Annotated in this window: 26 protein-coding genes; 17 read left to right on the forward strand and 9 right to left on the reverse strand. The window is 72.4% G+C overall.

Translation table 11 applies throughout. The features are described 5' to 3' along the window. Positions 1–184: 184 nt before the first annotated feature. From B1759_RS12135 to B1759_RS12150, 4 genes are all read left to right on the forward strand, one after another. Complete coding sequence (locus tag B1759_RS12135) at positions 185–592, forward strand: 6-carboxytetrahydropterin synthase (RefSeq protein WP_095515343.1); 408 nt, start codon at positions 185–187, stop codon at positions 590–592. Between the two features lie 85 nt (positions 593–677). Further along, a complete protein-coding gene (gene folE, locus B1759_RS12140) occupies positions 678–1,247 on the forward strand; it encodes a GTP cyclohydrolase I FolE (protein WP_369811375.1) in 570 nt (189 codons plus the stop codon). 194 nt (positions 1,248–1,441) lie between these two features. After that, a complete protein-coding gene (locus B1759_RS12145) occupies positions 1,442–3,007 on the forward strand; it encodes a hypothetical protein (protein WP_095515345.1) in 1,566 nt (521 codons plus the stop codon). Between the two features lie 53 nt (positions 3,008–3,060). Then, positions 3,061–3,252, forward strand: a complete 192-nt coding sequence (locus B1759_RS12150) for a hypothetical protein (RefSeq protein ID WP_095515346.1) — start codon at positions 3,061–3,063, stop codon at positions 3,250–3,252. 51 nt (positions 3,253–3,303) lie between these two features. Here the strand turns inward: B1759_RS12150 and B1759_RS12155 are convergent, their stop codons facing one another. Then, positions 3,304–3,957 (reverse strand): M23 family metallopeptidase, encoded by a 654-nt coding sequence (locus tag B1759_RS12155; protein ID WP_095515347.1) that lies wholly within the window; start codon positions 3,955–3,957, stop codon positions 3,304–3,306. 239 nt (positions 3,958–4,196) lie between these two features. Between B1759_RS12155 and B1759_RS12160 the strand changes: the two genes are divergently transcribed. After that, positions 4,197–4,577: a PRC-barrel domain-containing protein gene (locus B1759_RS12160; protein ID WP_095515348.1), complete on the forward strand. Its 381-nt coding sequence runs from the start codon at positions 4,197–4,199 to the stop codon at positions 4,575–4,577. A gap of 115 nt (positions 4,578–4,692) precedes the next feature. Here the strand turns inward: B1759_RS12160 and B1759_RS12165 are convergent, their stop codons facing one another. Together B1759_RS12165 and B1759_RS12170 are read right to left on the reverse strand one after the other, a co-directional pair. Further along, the gene (locus B1759_RS12165; protein ID WP_095515349.1) at positions 4,693–5,043 is read right to left on the reverse strand and encodes a hypothetical protein; all 351 of its coding nucleotides are present in this window, start codon (positions 5,041–5,043) and stop codon (positions 4,693–4,695) included. A gap of 24 nt (positions 5,044–5,067) precedes the next feature. Next, positions 5,068–5,313 (reverse strand): hypothetical protein, encoded by a 246-nt coding sequence (locus tag B1759_RS12170; RefSeq protein WP_095515350.1) that lies wholly within the window; start codon positions 5,311–5,313, stop codon positions 5,068–5,070. 152 nt (positions 5,314–5,465) lie between these two features. On the opposite strand from B1759_RS12170, the gene B1759_RS12175 reads away from it, so the two are divergent. Together B1759_RS12175 and B1759_RS12180 are read left to right on the forward strand one after the other, a co-directional pair. Further along, on the forward strand, positions 5,466–5,933 hold the full coding sequence (locus B1759_RS12175; protein WP_095515351.1) for a DinB family protein: 468 nt from the start codon (positions 5,466–5,468) through the stop codon (positions 5,931–5,933). Next, complete coding sequence (locus B1759_RS12180; protein ID WP_095515352.1) at positions 5,933–6,769, forward strand: hypothetical protein; 837 nt, start codon at positions 5,933–5,935, stop codon at positions 6,767–6,769. The genes B1759_RS12175 and B1759_RS12180 overlap by 1 nt, the downstream gene beginning before the upstream one ends. Positions 6,770–6,811: 42 nt before the next feature. On the opposite strand, the gene B1759_RS12185 is transcribed toward B1759_RS12180, so the two are convergent. After that, complete coding sequence (locus B1759_RS12185) at positions 6,812–7,252, reverse strand: hypothetical protein (protein WP_095515353.1); 441 nt, start codon at positions 7,250–7,252, stop codon at positions 6,812–6,814. Positions 7,253–7,413: 161 nt separating this feature from the next. Here B1759_RS12185 and B1759_RS12190 point away from each other — a divergent pair, with 161 nt between their 5' ends. Further along, positions 7,414–8,085 carry a deoxynucleoside kinase gene (locus B1759_RS12190; protein WP_095515354.1) on the forward strand — a complete coding sequence of 224 codons (672 nt, stop codon included), beginning with the start codon at positions 7,414–7,416 and terminating at the stop codon, positions 8,083–8,085. Next, entirely contained in the window at positions 8,082–10,121 is a 2,040-nt protein-coding gene (locus B1759_RS12195) for a hypothetical protein (protein WP_095515355.1), read from the forward strand. The genes B1759_RS12190 and B1759_RS12195 overlap by 4 nt, the downstream gene beginning before the upstream one ends. Before the next feature lie 27 nt (positions 10,122–10,148). Here the strand turns inward: B1759_RS12195 and B1759_RS12200 are convergent, their stop codons facing one another. After that, entirely contained in the window at positions 10,149–11,873 is a 1,725-nt protein-coding gene (locus tag B1759_RS12200) for a TonB family protein (RefSeq protein ID WP_233134414.1), read from the reverse strand. Between the two features lie 4 nt (positions 11,874–11,877). Continuing rightward, a complete protein-coding gene (locus tag B1759_RS12205; protein ID WP_095515357.1) occupies positions 11,878–12,276 on the reverse strand; it encodes a BlaI/MecI/CopY family transcriptional regulator in 399 nt (132 codons plus the stop codon). A gap of 115 nt (positions 12,277–12,391) precedes the next feature. On the opposite strand from B1759_RS12205, the gene B1759_RS12210 reads away from it, so the two are divergent. The 5 genes from B1759_RS12210 to B1759_RS19735 all read left to right on the forward strand — a co-directional run bounded on the left by B1759_RS12210 (position 12,392) and on the right by B1759_RS19735 (position 15,929). Next, positions 12,392–13,003 carry an RNA polymerase sigma factor gene (locus B1759_RS12210; RefSeq protein WP_095515358.1) on the forward strand — a complete coding sequence of 204 codons (612 nt, stop codon included), beginning with the start codon at positions 12,392–12,394 and terminating at the stop codon, positions 13,001–13,003. 54 nt (positions 13,004–13,057) lie between these two features. Next, positions 13,058–13,333 carry a hypothetical protein gene (locus tag B1759_RS12215; RefSeq protein ID WP_095515359.1) on the forward strand — a complete coding sequence of 92 codons (276 nt, stop codon included), beginning with the start codon at positions 13,058–13,060 and terminating at the stop codon, positions 13,331–13,333. Positions 13,334–13,417: 84 nt separating this feature from the next. Beyond that, positions 13,418–13,807, forward strand: coding sequence for a TerB family tellurite resistance protein (locus tag B1759_RS12220; RefSeq protein WP_095515360.1), 390 nt, complete (start codon positions 13,418–13,420; stop codon positions 13,805–13,807). A 72-nt stretch (positions 13,808–13,879) separates the two neighbouring features. Then, positions 13,880–15,595 (forward strand): amidase, encoded by a 1,716-nt coding sequence (locus B1759_RS12225; protein ID WP_198948847.1) that lies wholly within the window; start codon positions 13,880–13,882, stop codon positions 15,593–15,595. A gap of 169 nt (positions 15,596–15,764) precedes the next feature. Further along, positions 15,765–15,929 carry a hypothetical protein gene (locus tag B1759_RS19735; protein ID WP_158225236.1) on the forward strand — a complete coding sequence of 55 codons (165 nt, stop codon included), beginning with the start codon at positions 15,765–15,767 and terminating at the stop codon, positions 15,927–15,929. A 12-nt stretch (positions 15,930–15,941) separates the two neighbouring features. Here B1759_RS19735 and B1759_RS12230 read toward each other — a convergent pair whose 3' ends face one another. Next, the gene (locus B1759_RS12230) at positions 15,942–16,178 is read right to left on the reverse strand and encodes a hypothetical protein (RefSeq protein WP_095515361.1); all 237 of its coding nucleotides are present in this window, start codon (positions 16,176–16,178) and stop codon (positions 15,942–15,944) included. Between the two features lie 56 nt (positions 16,179–16,234). Here B1759_RS12230 and B1759_RS12235 point away from each other — a divergent pair, with 56 nt between their 5' ends. Next, positions 16,235–16,912: a DNA-3-methyladenine glycosylase gene (locus B1759_RS12235; RefSeq protein ID WP_095515362.1), complete on the forward strand. Its 678-nt coding sequence runs from the start codon at positions 16,235–16,237 to the stop codon at positions 16,910–16,912. Positions 16,913–16,994: 82 nt separating this feature from the next. Beyond that, positions 16,995–18,404: a DUF2254 domain-containing protein gene (locus B1759_RS12240; RefSeq protein WP_198948848.1), complete on the forward strand. Its 1,410-nt coding sequence runs from the start codon at positions 16,995–16,997 to the stop codon at positions 18,402–18,404. A gap of 67 nt (positions 18,405–18,471) precedes the next feature. Here the strand turns inward: B1759_RS12240 and B1759_RS12245 are convergent, their stop codons facing one another. After that, on the reverse strand, positions 18,472–18,987 hold the full coding sequence (locus B1759_RS12245; RefSeq protein WP_095515363.1) for a hypothetical protein: 516 nt from the start codon (positions 18,985–18,987) through the stop codon (positions 18,472–18,474). Positions 18,988–19,219: 232 nt separating this feature from the next. Beyond that, a complete protein-coding gene (locus B1759_RS12250) occupies positions 19,220–20,608 on the reverse strand; it encodes an aspartate ammonia-lyase (protein ID WP_095515364.1) in 1,389 nt (462 codons plus the stop codon). A 236-nt stretch (positions 20,609–20,844) separates the two neighbouring features. Between B1759_RS12250 and panC the strand changes: the two genes are divergently transcribed. Continuing rightward, on the forward strand, positions 20,845–21,735 hold the full coding sequence (gene panC / locus B1759_RS12255) for a pantoate--beta-alanine ligase (protein ID WP_369811376.1): 891 nt from the start codon (positions 20,845–20,847) through the stop codon (positions 21,733–21,735). Positions 21,736–21,765: the final 30 nt, after the last annotated feature.

The following is a 21,765-nucleotide window of genomic DNA, read 5'->3' on the forward strand; positions in this document are numbered from 1 at the left end:
CGAGGGCGGCGGCGGCTCGGGAGGACGCGCATGGGATGTCGGAGTCGCCATGAACCCGCGAGCGCGTGCGGGGATGCGCCCGCCTCGGTGGATCGCTGGGGGAGTCCGCCGGGCACGCCGAGGCGGGGCGGCCCGGAACGCTGCCCGCGCGGCGCGGTACCGACCGGCCCCGACACAGATCCCCATGCCGACCGTCTACGTCACCCGGAAGGCGCACTTCAACGCCGCCCACCGCCTCCACAACCCGGACCAGTCCGCCGAGTGGAATCAGGCCACCTTCGGCAAGTGCAACAGCCCCAACTGGCACGGCCACAACTACGAACTGGACGTGACGGTCGCGGGAGAGCCGGATCCCCAGACGGGCTTCGTCGTGGACCTCGCGGCGCTCAAGCACCTCATCGAGGCGCACGTCGTCGAGCCGCTGGACCACAAGAACCTCAACCTCGACGTGCCCTTTCTGGAGGGGAAGAAGACCTCCACCGAGACGCTGGCCGTCGCCATCTGGGAGCAGCTCGCGCCCCATGTCCCGGGCCTCTACGAGGTGGTGCTCCGCGAGACCCACAACAACTCCGTCGTCTACCGTGGCGAATAACCCAGACCCGTCTGCCTCGCGCCCCGGTGGCGCCTCCGACCTCGCGACCGAGTTTGCGAGCCCGCGCCTCTACGAGCGGTCCGACGTGTACCACGCCGAGACCACCGACCAACTGGCCGCGCTCACCGAGCGCCAGCTCGAACTGATCGGCGAGGACCCGACCCGCGAGGGCCTCCTCAAGACGCCCGAGCGCGTCGCCAAGGCGTGGCAGTTCCTGACGCACGGGTACGGGCTCGACCCCGAGGCCATCCTCCGCAGCGCGCTGTTCGCCGAGGACTACTCGCAGATGGTGCTCGTGAAGGACATCGAGGTCTACAGCCTCTGCGAGCACCACGCGCTGCCGTTCTTCGGCAAGGCGCACGTAGCCTACATCCCCAACGGCCACATCGTCGGGCTGAGCAAGATCCCGCGCGTGGTGGACGTGTTCGCGCGGCGGCTGCAGGTGCAAGAGCGGCTGACGCTCCAGATCCGCGATGCCATCGACGCGGTGCTGAAGCCGGAAGGCGTGGCCGTCGTGATCGAGGCGCAGCACCTCTGCATGATGATGCGGGGCGCCGAGAAGCAGAACTCGCACACGACCACGAGCGCCATGAGCGGCGTCTTCCTGGACCAGCCCGACACGCGGGCGGAGTTCATGCGCCTGATTTCGGGCTAAGCGACGAGCGGAGGCCACGCCTGGTGTGAGGCGGCCCGTGTGGCTCGGTCCGACTCGGGCGCCGAGGCGAGCGAACAGACCAGATGGCCCCCCGCCTCGTTCTGCCGGTCGGGCGCCGTGGGTTCGGGAGGCCGGCGTGAAGGACGCCCCCCGCGGCGCGCGCTAGCTTTGTCGCCCCGCTGCCTGTGCCTGCTGTGTCCGAGTACCACCGCCTCGACGCCGACGCCGACGCCCGCTTCCTGCGCGCCCGCGTCTCCGACCCGCTCACCCGTGTCCCCTTCCGGCCGACCAACGAGGTCGTGCTGTGCGACACGTGCGGGATGGTCTCGCTCCGCGAGACCTGGGAGGCCCTCGGTGGCTGTCCCAACGGCCACACCACACCTGCACGCTGGGATGCGGCCGCGGCGCTCTCCGCCGGAGACGGGGCCGCGACCCGCACCCCGGCGGCCCCACCGCCGCCCGTGCCCGAGACGCGCGGCCGGGGGCTGACGTGGCTGCTCGTGGCCGTCGGCGTGGCCGGGCTGGTCGTGCTCGGGGTCGTGATCGTGGGGCTGCTCACGGACCGCGGCGACGCGCCCGTCGTCCAGCCCATCGAGCCGACGGGCACCCAGGGCGCCCAGGAGGCCGTCGCCGTCGCCGAGGCGGGCCTCCTCGAAGGCGCGCTCACCGAGGACGACTTCGCCCTGCCTGACGGCCGCTTCCAGGACCTCTACACGTTCGCCGCCGACTCGTCCGGCCGCGTGCTCTCGTTCCGCGCCTCCTCGGACGCCTTCTACCCGGACCTCGTCGTGGAGACGCCGCAGGGCGAGCGCGTGGCTGCGGACCTCGTCTCGGACGATCCGGACACGGGCACGCGCATCGTGGCGGTGACGGGGCTGCGTGGGCCAGGCCTCTATCGTGTCCTGCTGGCCTCGCGACTCCCGGGGCAGACGGGCGCCTATGCCCTCCGCATCGTCAGCGAGGAACCGGTGCGCCCGCTGTCGCCCAACGGGTCCGCGGTGCGTGCCGAACTGGGCGCCTTCAGCCAGCAGGTGGAGGGCTTCTACCGCGACCGCTACCGGTTCTCAGGGGCCGAGGGCCGCGAGCACACCATCACGGTCCGGTCGAGCGCGTTCGCGCCGGTCGTCCAACTCCAGGGCCCCGGCGGCGCGGTCCGGGGGGAGACCGGTCGCGCCGGAGGCGTGGTGACGTTCGTGTTCACGCCGAGTCGCAGCGGCACGCACACGCTCGTGGTGTCGTCGCAGACGGCCAACCAGAAGGGCGCCTACTCGGTGCAGCTGGCCGTCGAGGCCCCGCCGCCGCCGCCGCCGACCGTCACCCCGGCGGGGCTCCCGGCCAACGGGCGCCCCGTCTCGGACTCGCTCGCGGCAGGCGCCACCAAGACCTACAGCCTCCGGGGCCGCGTGGGCGACCGGGTCCAGCTCGAAGTCCGCACGGACGGCTTCACGCCGTCGCTCGTGCTCGTCGGCCCCGACGGCACGCGGACGCCCGCCCCGCCCGACGGCGACCGGGCTCGGATCCGCCTCACGCTCCCGACGGCGGGGACCTACCGGGTCCTCATCGGTGCGCCCAGCGGCGGCGGCGTCGCCCGGACGACGCTGGAGCAGCAGGCAGCCGTGACCGCCGAGGACATCCCCCGCCTGCCGGGCGCCGACGGCCTCGGCGGTGAGACGCCGGCCCCCGCGCCCGAGGACGAGGGTGACGAGGATGGGTACCAGCCACAGCCCATCGACGGCGCCCCCGACGGGGGGCAGCGCTGAACCCCCTTCCGGCTGTAGCTTTCCCTCTCCCAGGCCGGGCGCCACGCCCCGATATGAGCGACGACGCCGACGACACGATCCGAGTCCCCAAGGCCCGCCTCCGCGAGGTGAAGGCCGAGATCGACAAGCTGAAAGGGGACCTGTCCGCCCTCCGCGAGGAGCACGAGAACCTGAGGGCCCACCTCAAGGGCTCGATCCAGGAGGTCGCGCGCCTGACCGAGGAGAACGAGCGGCTCCGCCGGTAGGGCGGGCGCCGGGATGAGCGGCCCTGGCTTCATCCAGGACCCCTCGCCCTGTCAGTTCGACGATGCCAGCTCTGCCGTCCGCAGGAGGTGGTACGGGTTGACCGGCGTGCCGCGCCCGTCGCCGCGCTTGTCGAGCACCTGGAAGTGGAGGTGCGGCCCCTGCGCGTTGCCCGTCGAGCCGACGGTGCCGAGCACCTGCCCGCGCCGCACGCGCGTCCCGACCGCGATGCCGTCGGCGTAGGCGTCGAGGTGGGCGTAGTAGAAGTCGGTCTGGCCGTCGGCCGAGGTCAGGTAGAGGGTGTTGCCGCCGAGCCCGTTCCAGTGCTTGCGCGAGATCGTGCCGTCGACGACGGCGACCAGGGGGGTGCCGCGGGGGGCGGCGATGTCGATGGCGTTGTGCGTCCGCCCACCGGAGCGCGCGGCCGTGAACGAGTCGCGCAGGTCCCCACCATCGATCCCGACGACGGGGATCACCATGCCGGATGCAGTCGCGGGGCGGCGCTCGGCGACGGGCGCCGTCTCTTCCGGGGCCCGTGCCGGACGTGCCGCCGGGCGCTCGTCCGCGCGGGCGGGGCGCTCGGCGACCGGCGGGGACCCGCCGCGTGGAGCCCCCCAGCCGTTCAGGCGTCCGCTGCCGGATCCGGCGCAGGCGGAGAGGAGGAGGCCGGCGACGAGGAGCGAGGCGGTCGAAGCAAAGGAGCGCATGGCGAGCGTGGTAGGCAGTCGCAAGTATCGACCGTCTGGCCGCGCCGATAAGCGCCGCCGTCACACCATCTGTGGGGTGGCCCCACTTCGGCTGAGAGAAGAGGGATGGCAGCGGGTGGACAATAGGCCGTTGGGGAGTTCATCTGCGCTTGAAAACACGACACGCTCGATCCCATACCACCTATCGACGGACGAAACAACACCGTCGCTTCCACTCTTCTCTTTGCTCAACGATTGATATGAATACGCTCCTCTCGACTTCCAGCCTTCGCAACACCACCGTCGTCAACCGCCAGGGCGAAGACCTCGGGTCCATCGAGGACCTGATGCTCGACCCGCAGAATGGCCGCATCGAGTACGCCGTGCTCGACTTCGGCGGTTTCCTCGGCATCGGCGACAAGTACTTCGCGGTGCCGCTCCAGGCCTTCGACATCGACCGCTCGAACGAGCGATTCGTGCTCGACGTGACCAAGGAGCGCCTTGAGTCGGCCCCCGGGTTCGACAAGAACGACTGGCCGGAGACGGCCAACCGCGAGTTCGTCGAAGGCGTCTACGACTTCTATGGCCAGCGTGATGTGTACCTCCGCTCGCGCATGACCGAGCCGGCGCTCGCCAACTAGCGCGCCGCACGCAGTCGCGCCCGATGGAAGGGCGCATTCAGGTCCCCCGGTTCTCGGCGCCGGGGGGCCTGTTTTTTGTGCCTCCTCCCGCCTCGGTCGGGCCGTGGGGAAGGCGTCAGGATCCGGCGGCGCGCTCGTCGTCGGAGAGGCCCGCCCACCAGTCGGCGTAGGGCGTGTTCTGGGGGGCGTACCGGTTGTGGTCGGCGTCGGCGCCCCACCAGGTGGGGCCGCGCTCGCCGAGGGCCACCTTGGCGGTGTGGACGCGGGCGCGTGCCTCGCGCTCGGCGTCGGCATCGTCCGCGCGCTTCGCAGTGCCGACGGCGCGACGGGCGTCCATCAACTCACGCACGAGGCGTTCGCGCTCGGCATCGGGGAGGTCGGGGTTCGAGCAGCGCCACAGCCGTCCACCGTGGACGAAGTAGCGGCCGTCGGGTGTGGACGGGAGGTGGTCCGGACAGGTCGACACGGGAGCGGGCGAGGTACCCGCTCGCTACGCCTGGAGGGCGGACAGGATGCCGCCGATCTCGCCGGGCTCCGGGAGAGCGTCTGCGTCGTCGCCAGCGGCGAGCACGTCGAGGTAGAAGCGCGCGAAGGCGATTCGCTCCTGGGCCGAGGCCGACGTGCCCTCGAAGAGGTCGTCGAAGCGGGCCATGACGGCGTCGGTGACGTCGCCGGAGACGTAGCCCGTGAGGAGGGCCGTGAGAGCGGTGGGGCGGGCGGTGGTGACGTGAGCCATGAGACGCGGGGTGTGTGCTTGACCGTTCCTTCGTCAAGTCGTGTGCCAACTCGCCGATACCGAGACTGTCGCGTTGCCGTCCGTCGGACAGAGGCTTTGACGGGTCGAGACGGAACGGACGCGTTACCATTCGGCCCCTCTGGAGCCGCCCCATGTCCCCGCTCGACGCCGTTCGCCGACGCTTTCGTCACCACGCGTGGGCGGGACGTACCCTCGTGCGCGTGCTGGAGGCACACCCCGTCCCGGAGGCGCTCCGCCCGTTCGCGCACGCCCTCGCGGCGGACCGGGTGTGGCACCGCCGCCTGACCGGCGCCGACACGGCCGGGCTGGAGATCTGGCCCACGCTCGACGCGGCAGCCTGTCGCACCCTCCTCGCCGCGACCACGTCCGACTGGCGGGGCTTCCTCGGGGGTCTCGATGACCTCGACGGCACCATCCAGTATCAGAACTCGCAGGGCCAGCCGTTCGAGAGCTCCGTCGCCGACGTGCTCGACCACGTCCGGCTCCACGCTGCCCACCACCGAGGACAGGCCAACGCCGCCCTCCGGGCCGCCGGGGTCGCGCCTCCGGCCCTCGACCTGATCGTCTGGGCCCGTACTCCCACCGCCCCTCGTCTGTGATGCGCCTGCCTCTCCTCGCCGCCCTCGCCCTCTCAGTCCTGACCGCCTCGGGGTGCGCGCAGACCGCCCCGGTGGCCGACGCCGACGCAGTCCCAGCCGACACGATGGCGACGCCGCCTCGCGTCGGGCCCGTCTTCGCGGGTCCCATGCAGGCCGACCCGGTCTACGACGCGGCGACGCTGCTGGAGGCCATGCACGCGCGCCACGCGGCGACGTGGTACCGAACCCTCTCGTTCACGCAGGCCACGTCTCGCCGCCTCCCCGACGGCACGGTGTCGGTCGAGACGTGGCGCGAGTGGGCCGCGCTCCCAGGCCGTCTCCGCATCGAGATGGACGACCCGATGGCGGGCGTCGACGTGCTGTTCGTGGGCGACACGACGTACGTCTATCGCGACGGCGCGCTCGCGCTCACCGAGGTCGACCGCAACCCGCTCCTGCTGTGGGGCTTCGACGTGTATGCACAGGACCCGGCCGAGTCGCTCCGCATCCTGGCCCAAGAGGGCGCCGACCTGGACGCCTTCCGCACGGACATCTTCGAGAACCGGCCGATGTACGTCCTCGGGACGCCAGAGAGCGGCGAGGTGTGGATCGAGCAGGACCGGCTGCTGTTCGTCCGGCGGGTCGAGACCGACGACGACGGCGCCACGCAGGACATCCGCTTCGCCGACTACGAGCCGCTCGGCGGCGGCTGGATCGCGCCGCTCGTGGAGGTCTACGCCGACGGCGAGCGCGTCTTCTGGGAGGAGTACTCCGACATGGTCGCCGACCCCGACCTCGACCCGGTCCTGTTCGACCCGGCGCGCTGGGCCGACGGCGTCGCGGCCGGGGTGGAGTGACCTGGCCCGCCTCGGCGGAGGGCGCCGACGGGGGGACCGAGGTCAGCGCACGCGCCGCGACGTGATGCGGAAGCGCCGCGCGTAGTCCGACCCGACGCCGCGCCATTCCATCACGTCGCCGCGGAGGGTGACCTCCCAGACGCTGTCGTTGTCCGGGCCGAGGTCGCTGTCGAGGCCGAGGCGGCGGGTGCCGTCGCGGTAGACCCAGAGGCCGTCGTTGCGGCCGTACGGCTGGCCGCCGCTCTCGAACGTGCCGTCGGCGTGGAGGACGAGGTAGCGGTCGCGGGCCGGGTTCGCCTCGGCCGACACGTCGACGCCGTCGTCGAGGACGCGCTCCATCGCCCACCGGCCGATCAGGGCATCGCGAACGGACGAGGAGGGCGTGTCGCCGGCGGGGGAGGGCGCGGGCGAGGAGGGCGTCGTGGTGGCGCAGCCGCTGGCGAGGGCCGCGAGCAGGACGAGGGCGAGAGCGGGACGAGACATCGAAGCGAACAGGGTGAGCGGGGGAGACTCGGAGGCCACGCCCGAGGTTGCGGGGGGACCGGTCCGAGGCGTCCGGCCGCGTTCGGACCCGAGGCAGGAGGGAGGCGTCGAGCGGATGCACCGCGTCGGGCGTCGGTACCTTGCGGGCCCTCCGCGCCGCTATGCAGACCGACCTCAGCCTCTCCGCCGACGACACCCCGCGCCGCAAGCTCTACGTGGCCGTGGCCGGCAACATCGGGGCGGGCAAGAGCACGCTCACCCAGATCCTCGCCGACACGTTCGGCTGGGCGCCCTTCTTCGAGTCCGTCGACGACAACCCCTACCTCGCCGACTTCTACGACGACATGCGGCGCTGGAGCTTCAACCTCCAGGTCTTCTTCCTGTCGAGCCGCTTCAAGCACCAGAAGGAGATTGAGGCGTCGCCGCGGTCGGTGGTGCAAGACCGGTCCATCTACGAGGACGTCGAGATCTTCGCCCGCAACCTCCACGACATGGACCTCATGGACGGACGGGACCACGAGAACTACGTCGAGCTGTTCTCGATCATGGCGGGCTACCTCCAGCCGCCGGACCTGCTGGTCTATCTCCGCGCCAGCGTGCCGACGCTCGTGAGCCACATCCAGGCGCGCGGGCGCGAGTTCGAATCGTCCATCCGGCTCGACTACCTGGAGCGCCTCAACGAGCTCTACGAGGACTGGATCGACCGGTATCCGTACCCCAAGATGGTCGTCGAGACCGACAACCTGGACTTCGTCAACGAGGACGAGGACCGATACGAGATCCTGAGCCGCATCGAGAACCGGCTGTTCGGGCTGTTCCCGGTCGAGGGATGAGGCGGTCGGCCTGCGCGCTCGCGCTGGCCCTCGTGGCGCTGGCCGCCCCGGTCGCCGTCGCCCAGACGCCGGACACGACCGCGTCCGTCCGCGCCCTCCCGGCCGACTCGCTCGCCGCGCCGCCGGACGCCCTCGCTCCGCCGGACTCTCTCGCGCCCCCGCGGGTCGTGGCCGCCCCGGTGGATCCGTTCGGCGCTGTCCCAGGGCGCGTCGCCACGCCGGTGCCTGCGACGACGGCCGTGCTGGACCTGACGGCGCTGCTGACGGACGCGCCCGCCGGCCTGGCGCCGTCGGCGTTCGCCTACCGCCTCGGCGCACCGGGCCGGTCTGCGGGCGTGGCGCTCGACGGCCTCGACCCGGCGGCGCCCGCGTTGCTGCTCGACGGCCGCCCGCTGGTGGATCTCGTGACGGACGCGCCGCGGCTCGACCTGCTGCCGCTGGCCGCGATGGGGCCGTTGCGGCTGGGGGATGGCGCCCTCGGCCGCGGGATCTCCCTGCAGACCGGGCTCCGCGACCTGCGGATCGGCGTGCCGGTGACGGAACTGCGCTACCTCGGTGGGCAGGACGGCATCCAGCATGTCTCGGGATTCCACGCGCAGACTCGGCGTCCGCCAGCGTTCCTGCGAGGAGGCAGCGACGCGAGCCGCCTCACCGTCTCCGGCCATGCCGCCAGCCGCTCCGCCGACGGCCTGCTCGCGGGGGCCGACGGCTCGCACACGGACGCCTTCGGTCGGCTCCTGCTCACGCGCCCCGGCGTCGCCGCCGAGGTGGGCGTGCTCTACACCGACCGGACGGACGGCGCGCGGTCGGGCGTGGTCCCGCTCGGCGGGCTGCCGCTCACGTCGGTCGTCAACACGTCCACCGGCACGGTGCTCGGCAGCGGCGCCACGCGGCGGACGCTCCGCGCTGAGCCCTGGGCGCGACTCCGGCTTCCATTCGTCCGCAGCGCCCCGACCGAGGTGGGCGCGTCGGCCGTGCTCCAGCGCCTCGTCTTCGTCCCGGCCGACGGCACCGGCGACACGCTGCGCGTCCACGGGCAGCGGCTGGCGGCTTTCGCCCAGCAGCCGGTGCGCGTCTCGGGCCACGCGCTCACGGTCCGCCTCGACGTGCTCGCGGACGCTGCGCCGGGTCCGGACGAGGGCGCGCTGCCTGGTGCGGACGGTCGCCTCGGGATCCACGCCGCCGTGACCGACTCCCTCCGCCTCGGGCGCATGGCCGTCGTGCTCGGTGCCGGGGTGCATCAGGCCGACGGCGCGGTCTGGCCGTCGGCGTCCGCGCGGGCCTCAGTGGGGGGGCTCTCCGCAGGCGTGCGGACCGGACAGCGGGCGAGGTCGTGGCTGGAGACGAACGGGCTACCGGGCCGTGTGGCGCCGGACGCGACGCATGGCTCCGAGCGAGTCGTCGCGGCCGACGTGGCCGTTTCGGCCCGCCGGGGCGACTGGCGGCTGGGCGCTCGTTTCTTCGGCGACGTGACCTCTGATGGACGTCACCTGCTGTCGCTCGGCGACACGGCGGCGGCCGTCGTCGTGGCCGAGGGGGCCGTGTTCCAGGGCGGCGCCGGGCTGGGCGTGGGCTGGCGCGAGACCGTGCGACGAGGGTTCTACGCCCGCCTCGACGGCACCGCACGCGCTCTGGCGGACCCATCGACGGATCTCCTGACGCGCCTCGACGCTGCGCTCCCGCGTGTGTGGGGCGTCGGGCGGCTGGGCGTCCGCGCCGAGGACGTGGGCGACGGCGTGCTGGACCTCGACCTCGCCGTCGTCACGCAGGCGTGGACCGCGTTCCGGAGCCGCCGCGTGGATCCGGCGACGGGCGCGCTCGTGCTGCCCGAGGCGGGCACACCCATCGGCACCGAGCTGCCCGCGCGGGCGCTCGTCGGGCTGGAGGCGACGGCCACGTTCAGCGCGCTCGCGTCGCTCTTCCTCCGGTACGACCACGCCCTGGGCGAGCGCGTCGTGGGGGCGGCCGTCACCGCGGGCGAGCCGCTGCCGCCCCACGTCCTCCGGTTCGGCGTCTTCTGGGCCCTGCTGAACTGAACCGCGCGCCTCCGTTCAGGCTTCGCCTCAGTCCTCGACCTCGGGCAGGCGGAAGGTGATCGGCACCGCGAAGCGGACCTTGACGGCCACGCCGCCCTGGCGCCCCGGCTCGAAGCGGGCCTCGCGGACGGCGCGGAGGGCCGCCTCCGAGAGCATGTCGTCGGGCGAGCGGAGCACGACCGCGTCCTGCACGCTACCCTGCTCGTCGACGACGAACTGGACGATCACCTGGCCCTCGATCCCGGCGTCGCGGGCCAGCGGCGGGTACGTGACGCGCTCCTGCAGGCCCGCGAGACCGCCGATCAACCGAGGCTGCTCGTCTACGACGGCCATCACGTCTGGGTCGCCCTCGGGGTCGCTGGCCTGCGGGCGGGGGGCCGGTTCGGCCTGTCCCACTGTCTCGGCCTCCGCCGGGAGCCGGAAGGTGATCGGGACGGCGAAGCGCACGCGGACGGGCTCGCCGTCGACGCGGCCGGGCTCGAAGCGCGACGGGCGGACGGCCGCCATCGCTGCCTCGTCCAGGCCGTCGTTGCCCGACGACCGGGCCACCACGAGCTGCTCGACCGTACCCTCCGTGCTCACCACGAACTGGAGGACCGTCCGGCCTTCGACCCCTGCGCGGCGCTGAAGCTCGGGGTACTCGACCCGCCCCATCAGGCCCTCCAGACCGCCGATCAGCACCGGCATCTCGTCGGCGACCTCGACCACGTCGGTCGTGTCGGCGGGTGCGGCGAGGGTGGACGTGACGGTCGCGACGGCCGGACTCGGGGAGGCGAGCGTCGCGCCAGCCACGGCGGCGGCGAGCACGACCAGGCCGAGGAGCCGGCCGAGGTGGCCGAAGAGGCGAGCGCGGGCAGGGGAGAGGGGGCGGGTCATGGCGTCAATGCGGGTTTTCAGGGAGGAGGAGCCCCAGGCGGCGCCGAGGGCGAGAGGGGGCGCCGGGAGGGCGGCGTACGAGAACAGGAGGTCGGCGTAGGCGCGGCGACGGTCCGGGCACGCCGTGAGGACGGCCGCGTCGACGGCGCGCTCGCGGTCGAGGTTGAGCCCACGGCCCAGCACTCCGACGAGCGGGTGGGCCGCGAAGACAGCCTCGACGACCTGCTGGACGGCGTGCCACGCGTAGTCGGCCCGGCGGACGTGGGCGACCTCGTGGGCGGCGGCGACCTCCAGCGCCTCGGGGCGGAGGTCGGGGGGGAGCGCCACCACAGGGCGGCGCCAGCCCAGCGTGAACGGGGGCGTGTTGGCCGGCCCCTCGACGGCCACGACCGCGCGGGTCACGCCGAACCGGATCCGGGCGGTCTCGACTGCAGCGGCGGCCTCCGCCGAAGCCGACGGGAGGCGTCGGCGCGTCGTGTGGGCCCGCCAGGCCGCGTGCGCGACGTGCGCCAGCCGAATACCTGCGAGGCCGATGGCGGCCACCACCACGAGGCCGAGCACGACATCGAGTCCGGACAGCGTGGGCGCTACGTCGACGGGCTGCGCGCCGACGGCGATGCCGGGCAGCCACGTCACCTCGGTGGTCAAGGCCGTCACGGCACGCGCGGCGTCCGGCGCGAGAGCCTTCAGCGAGGCGGGCAGCGCGAAGGCCAGCGGCAGCGCGGCCAGGACCGCGCCGCGGATCGGGAGCGACAGCGGCGCCCCGGCACGGCTCGCGCGCAACGCCGCCTCGGCCAGGACGGCGACGACGCTCCACACGAGCACCGGGAGCCAGAGGGCGAACACGGACGCCCGTCCGAGGTCGGCGAGGGTCAACAGGTCAGGCATCGGAGTCGGGAGCGGGGCCGTCGAGGCCGTCGATGAGGGCGCGGATCTCGGCCCGCTCGGCGTCGCTGAGTGCCTCGCGCTGGACGAGCGCCTGCACGAGGCTCGTCGTGGAGCCGCCGAAGACCTTGTCGAGGATGCCGCCGAGCACGCTCGCGCGAACCTCTTCTGGGGCGCGAGCGGCCGTGTAGACGTACGCGGTGCCATCCTGCTCGAAGGTCAGGTAGCCCTTGTCCGCGAGGTTCTTGATGACCGTCATGACTGTCGTGTAGGCCACCTTGCGGCGGGCGGAGACGCGGTCGTGGACGTCGCGCGCGGTGGCCCGGCCGAGGGACCAGACCTCGCGGAGGACTTCCATCTCGGTGCCACCGAGGGGGGTGAGGGGGTTGCGCATCCGGGTATCGTGATGGGTAGTACGAATCATATAGTAGAGGGGGAGCAGATGTCAACCCCTCGTTAGAAATCGGGCTCGGACGGGGCGTTAGCTTCGCAGTCCGCCCCCCTCGCCCGTGCCCCGGCGCTCCCGACCCGACCGAACCAACGCCGAGTGGCTGGCCGACCTCGCCTCCGAGGGGCCCGCCCTCGACGCGGCCCTGCGCGACCTCCGGCCGGTCCTCCTCCGGGCGCTCCACGTCACGCTGGCTCCCCGCGTCGACCGCGGCGCGGACGCCCTCGCCGACGACCTGGTGCAGGACGCCCTGCTGCAGGTCCGCGACCGGGCCGGGCAGTTCCGCGGCGACGCCCGGTTCACGACGTGGGCGCAGAAGGTGGCCGTCCACCTCGCCTTCAGCGAACTGCGCCGCAAGCGCTGGGAGGACATCCCGCTCGACGCCCTCGTCGCCGACCCCCCCGCGGCGCCCGCTCCCGGCGCCGACGTGGCGATGGCCAACCACGAGGCCGTCACGATGGTCCGCCGCCTCATCGCCGAGGAACTCACCGAGCGCCAGTCGACCGCGCTGACGGCGATCCTCAACGGCGTCCCGATGGACGACGTGGCTCGCCACCTCGACACGAACCGCAACGCCCTCTACAAGCTGCTCCACGACGCTCGCCTCCGCCTCCGCAAGGCGTTCGAGGCGCGCGGTCTCACCCCGGACGACCTCCTCGACGACGCGACCTGACGCGGCGCGCGGCGCGGGTAAGCCCAGCCCCGGCCCCGGCGTCTGACTTCCACGATGACCCTCACCCCTGACATGCTCCGGATGCTCGTCGCCAGGGCCCTCGCCTCGCGGGCCGACGAGCTGTCGTGCAGCGAGTGCGACGCGCAGGTGGACCGCTTCGCGGAGATGGCGCTCGCTGGTCTGGGAGCCGCCGAGGCGCTCCCGCTGGTCGAAGAACACCTGAGTGGTTGCCCGATCTGCCGGGAGGAGTTCGAGGCGCTGATGGATGTCCTGCGCGACGCGGCGCGTGCGGAGGAGCCCTGGTGGCGTCGTCTCCTTTCGCGGAAGTAGGACAGTCCCTAACGTCCTGTAGTTCGCGGAACCCCCGGCCGGCCTCGGGGTGGAGGGCCGGATCGCCCCCCGACCGTCGAGCCTGTGTCTGATTCCGTCCATCCTCTCGAAGACCTCGCCCTGCTCACGCTCGTCGTCGCCCACGGCACCGACGCGGAGCTGGACGCGCGCGAGACCCGCGCGCTGGTCCACCAACTGGCGCTGATGGAGCCCCGTCTCGGGCACGGTGAGGGCGCGTTCGACCTGAGCGAGTGGGTCCACCGGGCCGTCGAGGCGTACGGGGCGCTCAGCGTCGTGGAACTGGACGACGTGGTGGCCCGCCTCGGGGCCGCGCTGGACGGCACCGAGCGGACGCGCGCCCTGGAAGCGCTCATCCGGGTCGCCCAGGCCGATGGCGTGTTCCACACGATGGAGAGGACCTTCCTGCGCCATGTCGCCCAGGTGTGGGGCGTGACCGAGGCGGGTGAGGGGTAGCGTCTGTCAGGCGCTTCCGGCTGGTCGGAGGGACCGGCGTGTGGCAGATTGTCCGGCCCCGCCTCCACGCCCGTGATCGACCGCCGCCGCTTCCTCGCCTCCGCCAGCGCCCTCGCCGCGGGCGCCGCGCTCCCCGTCGCCGCCCACCCCGCCGACGCACCCCACCTCGGGCCCGAGGCGGTCCGGCCCGAGGGCGCCGCCCTCCGCGACCTGACACCCGACGACCTCCAGACGGCGGCCGAGGTGCAGGGCCTCGACTTCACCGCGGCCGACCGCGAGCTGATGCTGCCCGACGTGACGGAGCGGCTGGAGAGCCTCGCCGCCATCCGCGACGCTGAGCCGCCGAACAGCGTCGCCCCGGCCCTCGTGCTGGACCTGTCGATGGGCGGGCGGACGATGCCCGGCCCCGGAGCGGGCGCGACCGTCCCGATGCCGTCGCTGTCCTCTCGTCCGGCGGACGACCGCGACCTGGCCTTCCTGTCGATCCCCGAGCTGGGCGCGCTCCTCCGCCGTGGCGCCGTCACGAGCGTCGGCCTGACGGAGCTGTTCCTGGAGCGGCTGCGGACCTTCGACCCGATCCTCCAGTGCGTCGTGACGCGGATGCCAGAGCGGGCGCTGGAGACGGCGCGGGCGCGCGACCGCGAACTGGCGGCGGGCGTGGACCGCGGTCCGCTGCACGGCATCCCGTGGGGCGCGAAGGACCTGCTGGCGGCGAAGGGCGCGCCGACGACCTGGGGCGCCGAGCCCTACCGCGATCAGGAGATCGACGAGGATGCCGTCGTGGTGCAGCGCCTGGAGGCCGCGGGCGCCGTCCTCGTCGCCAAGCTGACGCTCGGCGCGCTGGCGTGGGGCGACGTGTGGTTCGGCGGGAGGACCAAGAACCCCTGGAACCCGGACCAGGGGTCGTCGGGGTCGAGCGCCGGGCCGGGCGCGGCGGTCGCTGCGGGCCTCGTGCCGTTCGCCATCGGCTCCGAGACGCTGGGCTCCATCGTCTCGCCGTCGACTCGCAACGGCGTCACCGGCCTCCGCCCGACCACCCACCGGGTCCCGACGACGGGCGCGATGGCGCTCTCGTGGAGCATGGACAAGCTCGGCCCGATGACGCGCAGCGCTGTCGACGCGGCGCTCGTGTTCGACGCCATCCGCGGGCCGGAGACGGGCGAGGACGCGGCCTTCCCGTTCGATCCGTCGGCTCCGCTCTCCGACCTACGCGTCGGCACAATCGTCTCGACGGACCCGGATGACGCGGGCGCCGAGGCGGACTTCGCCACGATGGGGGTCCTCCGCCGCCTCGGCGTTACGCCGGTCGAGGTGGCCCTGCCGGACGACCTGCCCATCTCGGCCCTCTCGATCATCCTCGAAGCCGAAGCCTCGGCCGCCTTCGACGGGCTGACGCGCTCGCGGGGCGTCGACCGGATGGTGCGGCAGGAGCGCAACGCGTGGCCCAACGTGTTCCGCCACGCGCGCTTCATCCCGGCTGTCGAGTACATCAACGCCAACCGCATCCGCACCCAGCTCATGCAGGCGATGGGCGAGCTGATGAGCCAGATCGACGTGCTGGTGACGCCCAGCTTCGGCAACGCGGGGCTGCTCATCACCAACCTCACCGGCCACCCGGCGGTCGCGATCCCGAACGCGCTCTTGCCGGTGGACGGCTTCCCGGACCGCCGGGCGCCGCACTCGATCACATTCGTGGCGCCGCTCTGGGGCGAGCACCATGCGCTCCGTCTCGCACATGCCGTCCAGGAAGCCACCGAGGTCCACCGCCAGCGCCCGCCGGTGAGTTGAGGGGCGGTTTCGGGCGATTCGCGTCTGATCGTTGGGTGAGGGAGCCACTGAAACCGCCCCCTGTGACCTGGATCCGGGCCTCACCGGTTCCGAAGCGACTCCGGCCTCGGATTGCGCGACAGACGGGACGATGTTGAGCGTTGACAGGTCCCACCTCCGCTCTCCTCCGATGCGCGCACTCCTCCTGGCCGGACTGCTCATCACCCTCGGCCTTCTCATCCAAGCGACCGGTACCCCACCGCCGCCAGCGGATGAGCCGCCTTCCGTCTATCCGGCGAAGGCGGATCCGGCACCCCCCATTCCCGACGCGCGGATCTCGGTCTGGCGCGGCTGACTGCCGTCCGGGTCAGTCGATGCGGACGACGACATCGTGCCGCTCGGAGCGATGGCGCCGGTCCCCGTGGCGCCGGTCGTGCCGCCGATGGTCGTGACTGCGATCCGAGTGGACGCGATGCTCGACGTGGACGTGCCGGTCGTGATGGGCGTGCGACCGAAGCCCCCGGAGCTGCTGGACGGCGACGACGGCGAAGAGAACGGCGAGGATCGGCAGCGCGAGGCGCTGGAGGCGGCGGCGTTGGGACATGAGGGCACAACGGAGAGGAGATGGCCGTACGTGCCCACCTCCCGACGTGTTACGTGATGTCGCCGCTCCCCCCGTCCTTCTACGACCGCCCGACCCTCGCCGTCGCCCGCGACCTGATCGGCGCGTTGCTGGTGTACGACTCCCCCGACGACGGTCGCCTGGTGGGTCGCGTCGTCGAGACGGAGGGCTACCGCGCCGACGACCCGGCGATGCACGGCTGGCGGGCGACGTTCGGGGGGGACGGCTTCGTGCGCCCCATTGGCCGCGCGGCCGACCTGTTCGCCGCGCCGGGGACGGCGTACGTCTACCGGATCCACCACACGAACTGGCTGCTGAACGTGGTCACCGAGCCCGAAGGCGTCGCGGGCGGCGTGCTGATCCGGGGCGTGGAGCCGCTGGAAGGCGAGGCCGCCATGACCGCCAACCGGCCCGCCTCGGTGCGGCGGCGGCGGGACCTGACCAACGGGCCGGGCAAGCTGACGCAGGCGTTCGGCATCAACGAGGCGCCGGGCGTGCCGCGGAGCCGCTTCCACGGGACCGACCTCACGGTGCCGCCGCTCTTCTTCGCCGCCGGCGAGCCCGTGCCCGACGACCGCGTCGCGGCGGGCAGCCGGATCGGCATCTCGCGTGGCATCGACCTGCCCTACCGGTTCGTCGAGGTGGGCAACCCGTTCGTGTCGCCGGGCCTGCCCAGTGACGTGCGCGTGGCGCGCAAGACGGGGAAGCGGGAGTAGCGCATCGGGGAGGTTCCTGATGGTCGTCGGGGAGCCGATGGTGCCGCCGGCACGTCCACCCGTTCCCTCGTCGCTCGTCCTCGTGATCCCGATCCACGCTCGAACCCTCGCCCTCTGGGACGGCGTCCGCGCCAGCTACTGGTTCCTCCCGTCGCTGATGACGGTCGCGGCCGGGATCCTGTCGTTCGTCCTGATCGGCGTGGACGCGCGCGTGGGGCCCGACTGGATCGCAGAGGTGCCGTTTCTGTTCGGCAACCGGCCGGACGGCGCGCGGTCGGTGCTGTCTACCATCGCCGGGTCCATGATCGGGGTGGCGGGCGTGACGTTCTCGATCACGATCGCGAGCGTGGTCTACGCGAGCGGCCAGTACGGCCCGCGGCTGCTGACCAACTTCATGGACGACCGTGGCAACCAGATCACGCTCGGCACCTTCATCGCGACGTTCCTCTACTGCCTCCTCGTGCTGCGCACGATCCGGTCGGCGGGCGACGGCGACGGGCTGGAGTTCGTGCCCCACATCGCGATCCTGGTCGGCCTCGGGCTGGCCGTGGCCTCGGTGGGCGTGCTGATCTACTTCATCCACCACGTGCCCGAGAGCATTCACGTGTCGAACCTGATCGCAGGCGTCGGGCACGACCTGGGCGAGAAGATCGGCGTGCTGTTCCCTGAGCGGGTCGGCGAGGGCGCCACGACGCGCGAGGCCGAGCGCGACGACGACGCGCTGACGGAGGTCCCGGCGGGCTTCTACTCCGACGCCGTCCGCATCGCGGCCGACGGGGATGGCTACATCTCCGGGCTCGACGCCGAGGCGCTGCTGACGCTCGCCACGGAGAACGATCTGCTCGTCCGCATCCGCCACCGGCCTGGCGACTTCGTGGCCGCCGGCGACACGCTCTGCCTCGCGTGGCCGCCCGACCGGGTCTCCGACGAGGCGGCGGCCGGCATCCGGACGGCGTTCGCCTGGGGCCGCCAGCGGAGCGCCCGGCAGGACGTGCGCTTCCTCGTCAACGAACTCGTCGAGATCGCGGCGCGGGCGCTCTCGCCCGGCGTCAACGACCCGTTCACGGCCATCTCGTGCCTCGACTGGCTCGGGGCTGCGCTCAAGGACCTCTCCGACCGCGACTTCCCCAGTGCCCAACGGTACGACTCGGCGGGCCAGTTGCGGGTCGTCGCGTACCCGACCACCTTCGAGGACTTCGTCGGGGGCGTGTTCGGCCAGCTCCGCCCCTACCTCGCTGCCGACCGCAACGCCGCGCTGCACGCGCTCAAGACGCTCGGCGAGGTCGCCGGACGCGTCACCGACGACAGCCGTCGCGCGGCCCTCCGCCACCAGGCCGACGCGATCTACGAGGGCGCCCAGAAGGCGCTCGTGCTGGAGGCCGACCGGGCGTCGGTCCGGCAGCGTCACCACGAGGTCATCCGCCTCCTCTCCGGCCGCCTCGACTACGAGACGGCGACGGCGCAGACCGACTGGATCGGCGGGACGGCTTGAGCCGCTGCGGCGTCTGGAGCAGACTGTCCGCCTCGGTGCCCCCGCCGGGACACCGAGGCGGGGCGGGCTACCAGGAGCAGCCGGCCGGAGCGTCGGGCGCTTCGTTGTCGGCCTTGCCGTCCGACCACGTCGGCGAGACTTCGTAGATGTCGCTCCGGGTCACGACGCAGTTCGGGCTCGGCCCGAACACGTGCACCTCGACGCGCGGGTCTCCGGGCGACTGCGGAAACCGGTGGATGTGGAGGAACGGGTGGGTGTCGCTCGCACCCACGTAGCGGACGACGCCGTTTTCGACGACACCGGACCGCTCGAAGCCGTTCCACGTGTCGGTGCGATCCTCCCGGTAGCCGAGGTCGCTGATGGCGAGGTCACCCAGTGCATCCGCGTTTCGCCCGGCCCCGCCCTGCGCGGTCGGCTTGAGGTAGAAGGCGACGATGTCGCCGGACATCGCGACGCCCTGATCGACGTACCGGTCGATTTCAGACTTCTGCTGGTTCTCGGTAAACGCCTGGATGCCGACGACGACCGCGAGGCCGACGATGACGATGCTGAGGACGAGAAGGAGGAGTTGCTGCTGACCCATGGGGAAGGGGAGGTGAGTGAGGTCTGGGTCTCACAACAACCTTCGTTCCTAACGGTTTAGCGGCCCATCGCCGGGTCGTGCGCGTGACAGGTCGCCGCCGTCATCGGGCGATCCCACGAGAGGGTGACCCTGCACCCTCGGGTGAATGAGGGAACGTCTGGGTCGAATCCTCCACACGGGGATCACCCTCCGCCTCGGTGCCTCCGTCGGGACACCGAGGCGGGGCGAGAGATCACTCGCCCGGGATGCCGGGCTCGGTCATGCTGCGCACGTCCAGCACCTCGTCGATGCGCTCGGCCGGGATCAGGTCCATCTCCGTCAGCACGTCGCGGACGGAGCGGCCCTCGGCGGCCGACTTCTTGGCCACCTTGCTCGCCATGTCGTAGCCGATGTCGGCGTTGAGGGCGGTCGCGATGGAGGGGTTCTTCTCCAGCAGCTCCTGCGCGCGGGCGCGGTTGGCCGTGATGCCCTCCAGGCAGCGCTCGCGGAAGGCGTCGAGGATGCCCGAGAGCGCCTCGATGGACTCCAGCATGGCGTGGGCCATGACCGGCATCATCACGTTGAGCTCGAAGTTGCCGTGCTGGCCGCCGACGGTGATCGTGACCGCGTTGCCCATGACCCGCGCGCCGACCATCATCATGGCCTCGCTCATCACGGGGTTGACCTTGCCCGGCATGATCGACGAGCCCGGCTGGATGGCGGGGAGCTGGATCTCCGAGAGGCCGGAGGTCGGGCCGGAGGACAGGTGCCGGATGTCGTTGGCGATCTTCATCAGCGACACGGCGAGCGTGTTGAGCGCGCCCGCGGCCGAGACGTAGGCGTCCTTGGCGGCCTGCGCCTCGAAGTGGTTGTCGGCCTCGCGGAAGGCGACGCCCGTGATCTCGGAGATCTCGGCGATGGCCGCCTCGGGGAACGCCTCAGGGCGGTTGATGCCGGTGCCGACGGCCGTGCCGCCGAGCGCCAGCTCGGCCAGCTCGTCGCCCGCGCGCTCGACCCGCTGAATGCCCTTGCGGACCTGCGCGGCGTACCCGCCGAACTCCTGCCCGAGGCGGACCGGCGTGGCGTCCATCAGGTGCGTCCGCCCCGACTTGAGCACGTCGTCGAACTCGACGGCCTTGGCCTCCAGCGCGGTCGCGAAGCGGTCGAGCGCGGGGAGCAGGTCCTCCGCCAGCGCCACGCGCGCGGCGACGTGCATGGCCGTCGGGATCACGTCGTTCGACGACTGCCCGTAGTTGACGTCGTCGTTGGGGTGGACCGAGGCGTCGCCGCCGAGCGCGTCCGTCGCGACGTGCGCGATGACCTCGTTGGCGTTCATGTTGGTCGATGTGCCCGAGCCGGTCTGGAAGATGTCCAGCACGAACTGGTCGTCCAGCTCGCCCTCCCGGACGCGGAGCGCGGCGGCGGCGATGGCGTCCGCCTTCGCGTCGTCGAGCAGGCCGAGGTGCTTGTTGGCGCGGGCCGCGGCGGCCTTGACCGTCCCGAGCGCCTCGATGAAGCGGCGCGGGAAGCGAAGCGACGAGACGGGGAAGTTCTCCTTCGCGCGCTGAGTCTGGGCGCCGTAGAGGGCGTCGGCGGGGACTCGGACCTCGCCGAGCGAGTCGGTTTCGATGCGGACGGACATGGAGGGGGTGGACGCGTGAGGAAGGGGACGTGTGGGCCCGTCGGCTGAGGCCAGCGGCAGCGCCTGAGGGGCCGTTCGGAGAACGTACCGGGGAGGGGGCGCCCGGTTCGGGGGATCTCGGCGAACTTGGCACCGTCCCGGCCGTCCATCGGGGCGCGCCTGGCCTCTTGGCCCGTCCCCACCCGAACCGCTCTCCACTCGCCCCCGTGAGCACCCGCCCCCTCGTCCACTCCGAGATCCCCGCCATGCAGGCCGAGGCGGACGCGGCGCGTGCAGCGGGCCGTCGCCTCGCGCTCGTGCCGACGCTCGGTGCGCTCCACGCCGGTCACCTCGCGCTGGTCCGCGAAGCGCGTGAGCGGGTCGGGCCGGACGGGCACGTGACGGTCTCCATCTTCGTCAACCCGACCCAGTTTGGGCCAGGCGAGGACTTCGCGGCGTACCCGCGCACGATGGACGCGGACCTCGATCTGCTCGCCCACCTCGCTGACCCCGAGCGGGGCGACGCAGGCGTCAACGTCGTCTTCGCGCCGACGCCCGAGACGATGTACCCGTTCGGCCTGCCGCCCTACGCGATGGTCTCAGTCCGCGATCTCGACCGGCATCTCTGCGGGGCGCACCGGCCGGGCCACTTCGCGGGCGTCACGACGGTGGTGGCGAAGCTCTTCCTGGCATGCCGTCCGCACCTGGCCGTGTTCGGGCAGAAGGACGCGCAGCAGCTGGCCATCCTGCGCCGCATGACCGACGACCTCGGCTTCGGGATCGAGCTGGTCGGCCACCCGATCGTGCGTGAGGCCGACGGGCTGGCGCTGTCGTCGCGCAATGCCTACCTCTCGCCCGAGGAGCGGGCGCAGGCGGTGGTCCTGTCGCAGGCGCTGCGTGCGGCCGAGGCGTCGGTGGCGCTCGGGGCGCGCGACGCGGCAGCGATCCGCGGGGCGATGGCCTCTCAGTTCGCCACGGTGCCCCTGGCACGCGTCCAGTACATCGAGATCGTCGATGCGGACACGCTGCAGCCGGTCGACACGCTCTCTGCGGAAAGCCCTTCCGAGGGCCGCTACCTTGCAGCTCTCGCCGTCCACTTCGGCACCACCCGACTCATCGACAACACGACGCTGGTCGTGGGGAAGTAGGGGTGGGGGAACGCCCCCCGTCTCCAGTTC

Origin of the sequence: Rubrivirga sp. SAORIC476 (genome assembly GCF_002283555.1) — a bacterium.
GTDB lineage: Bacteria > Bacteroidota > Rhodothermia > Rhodothermales > Rubricoccaceae > Rubrivirga.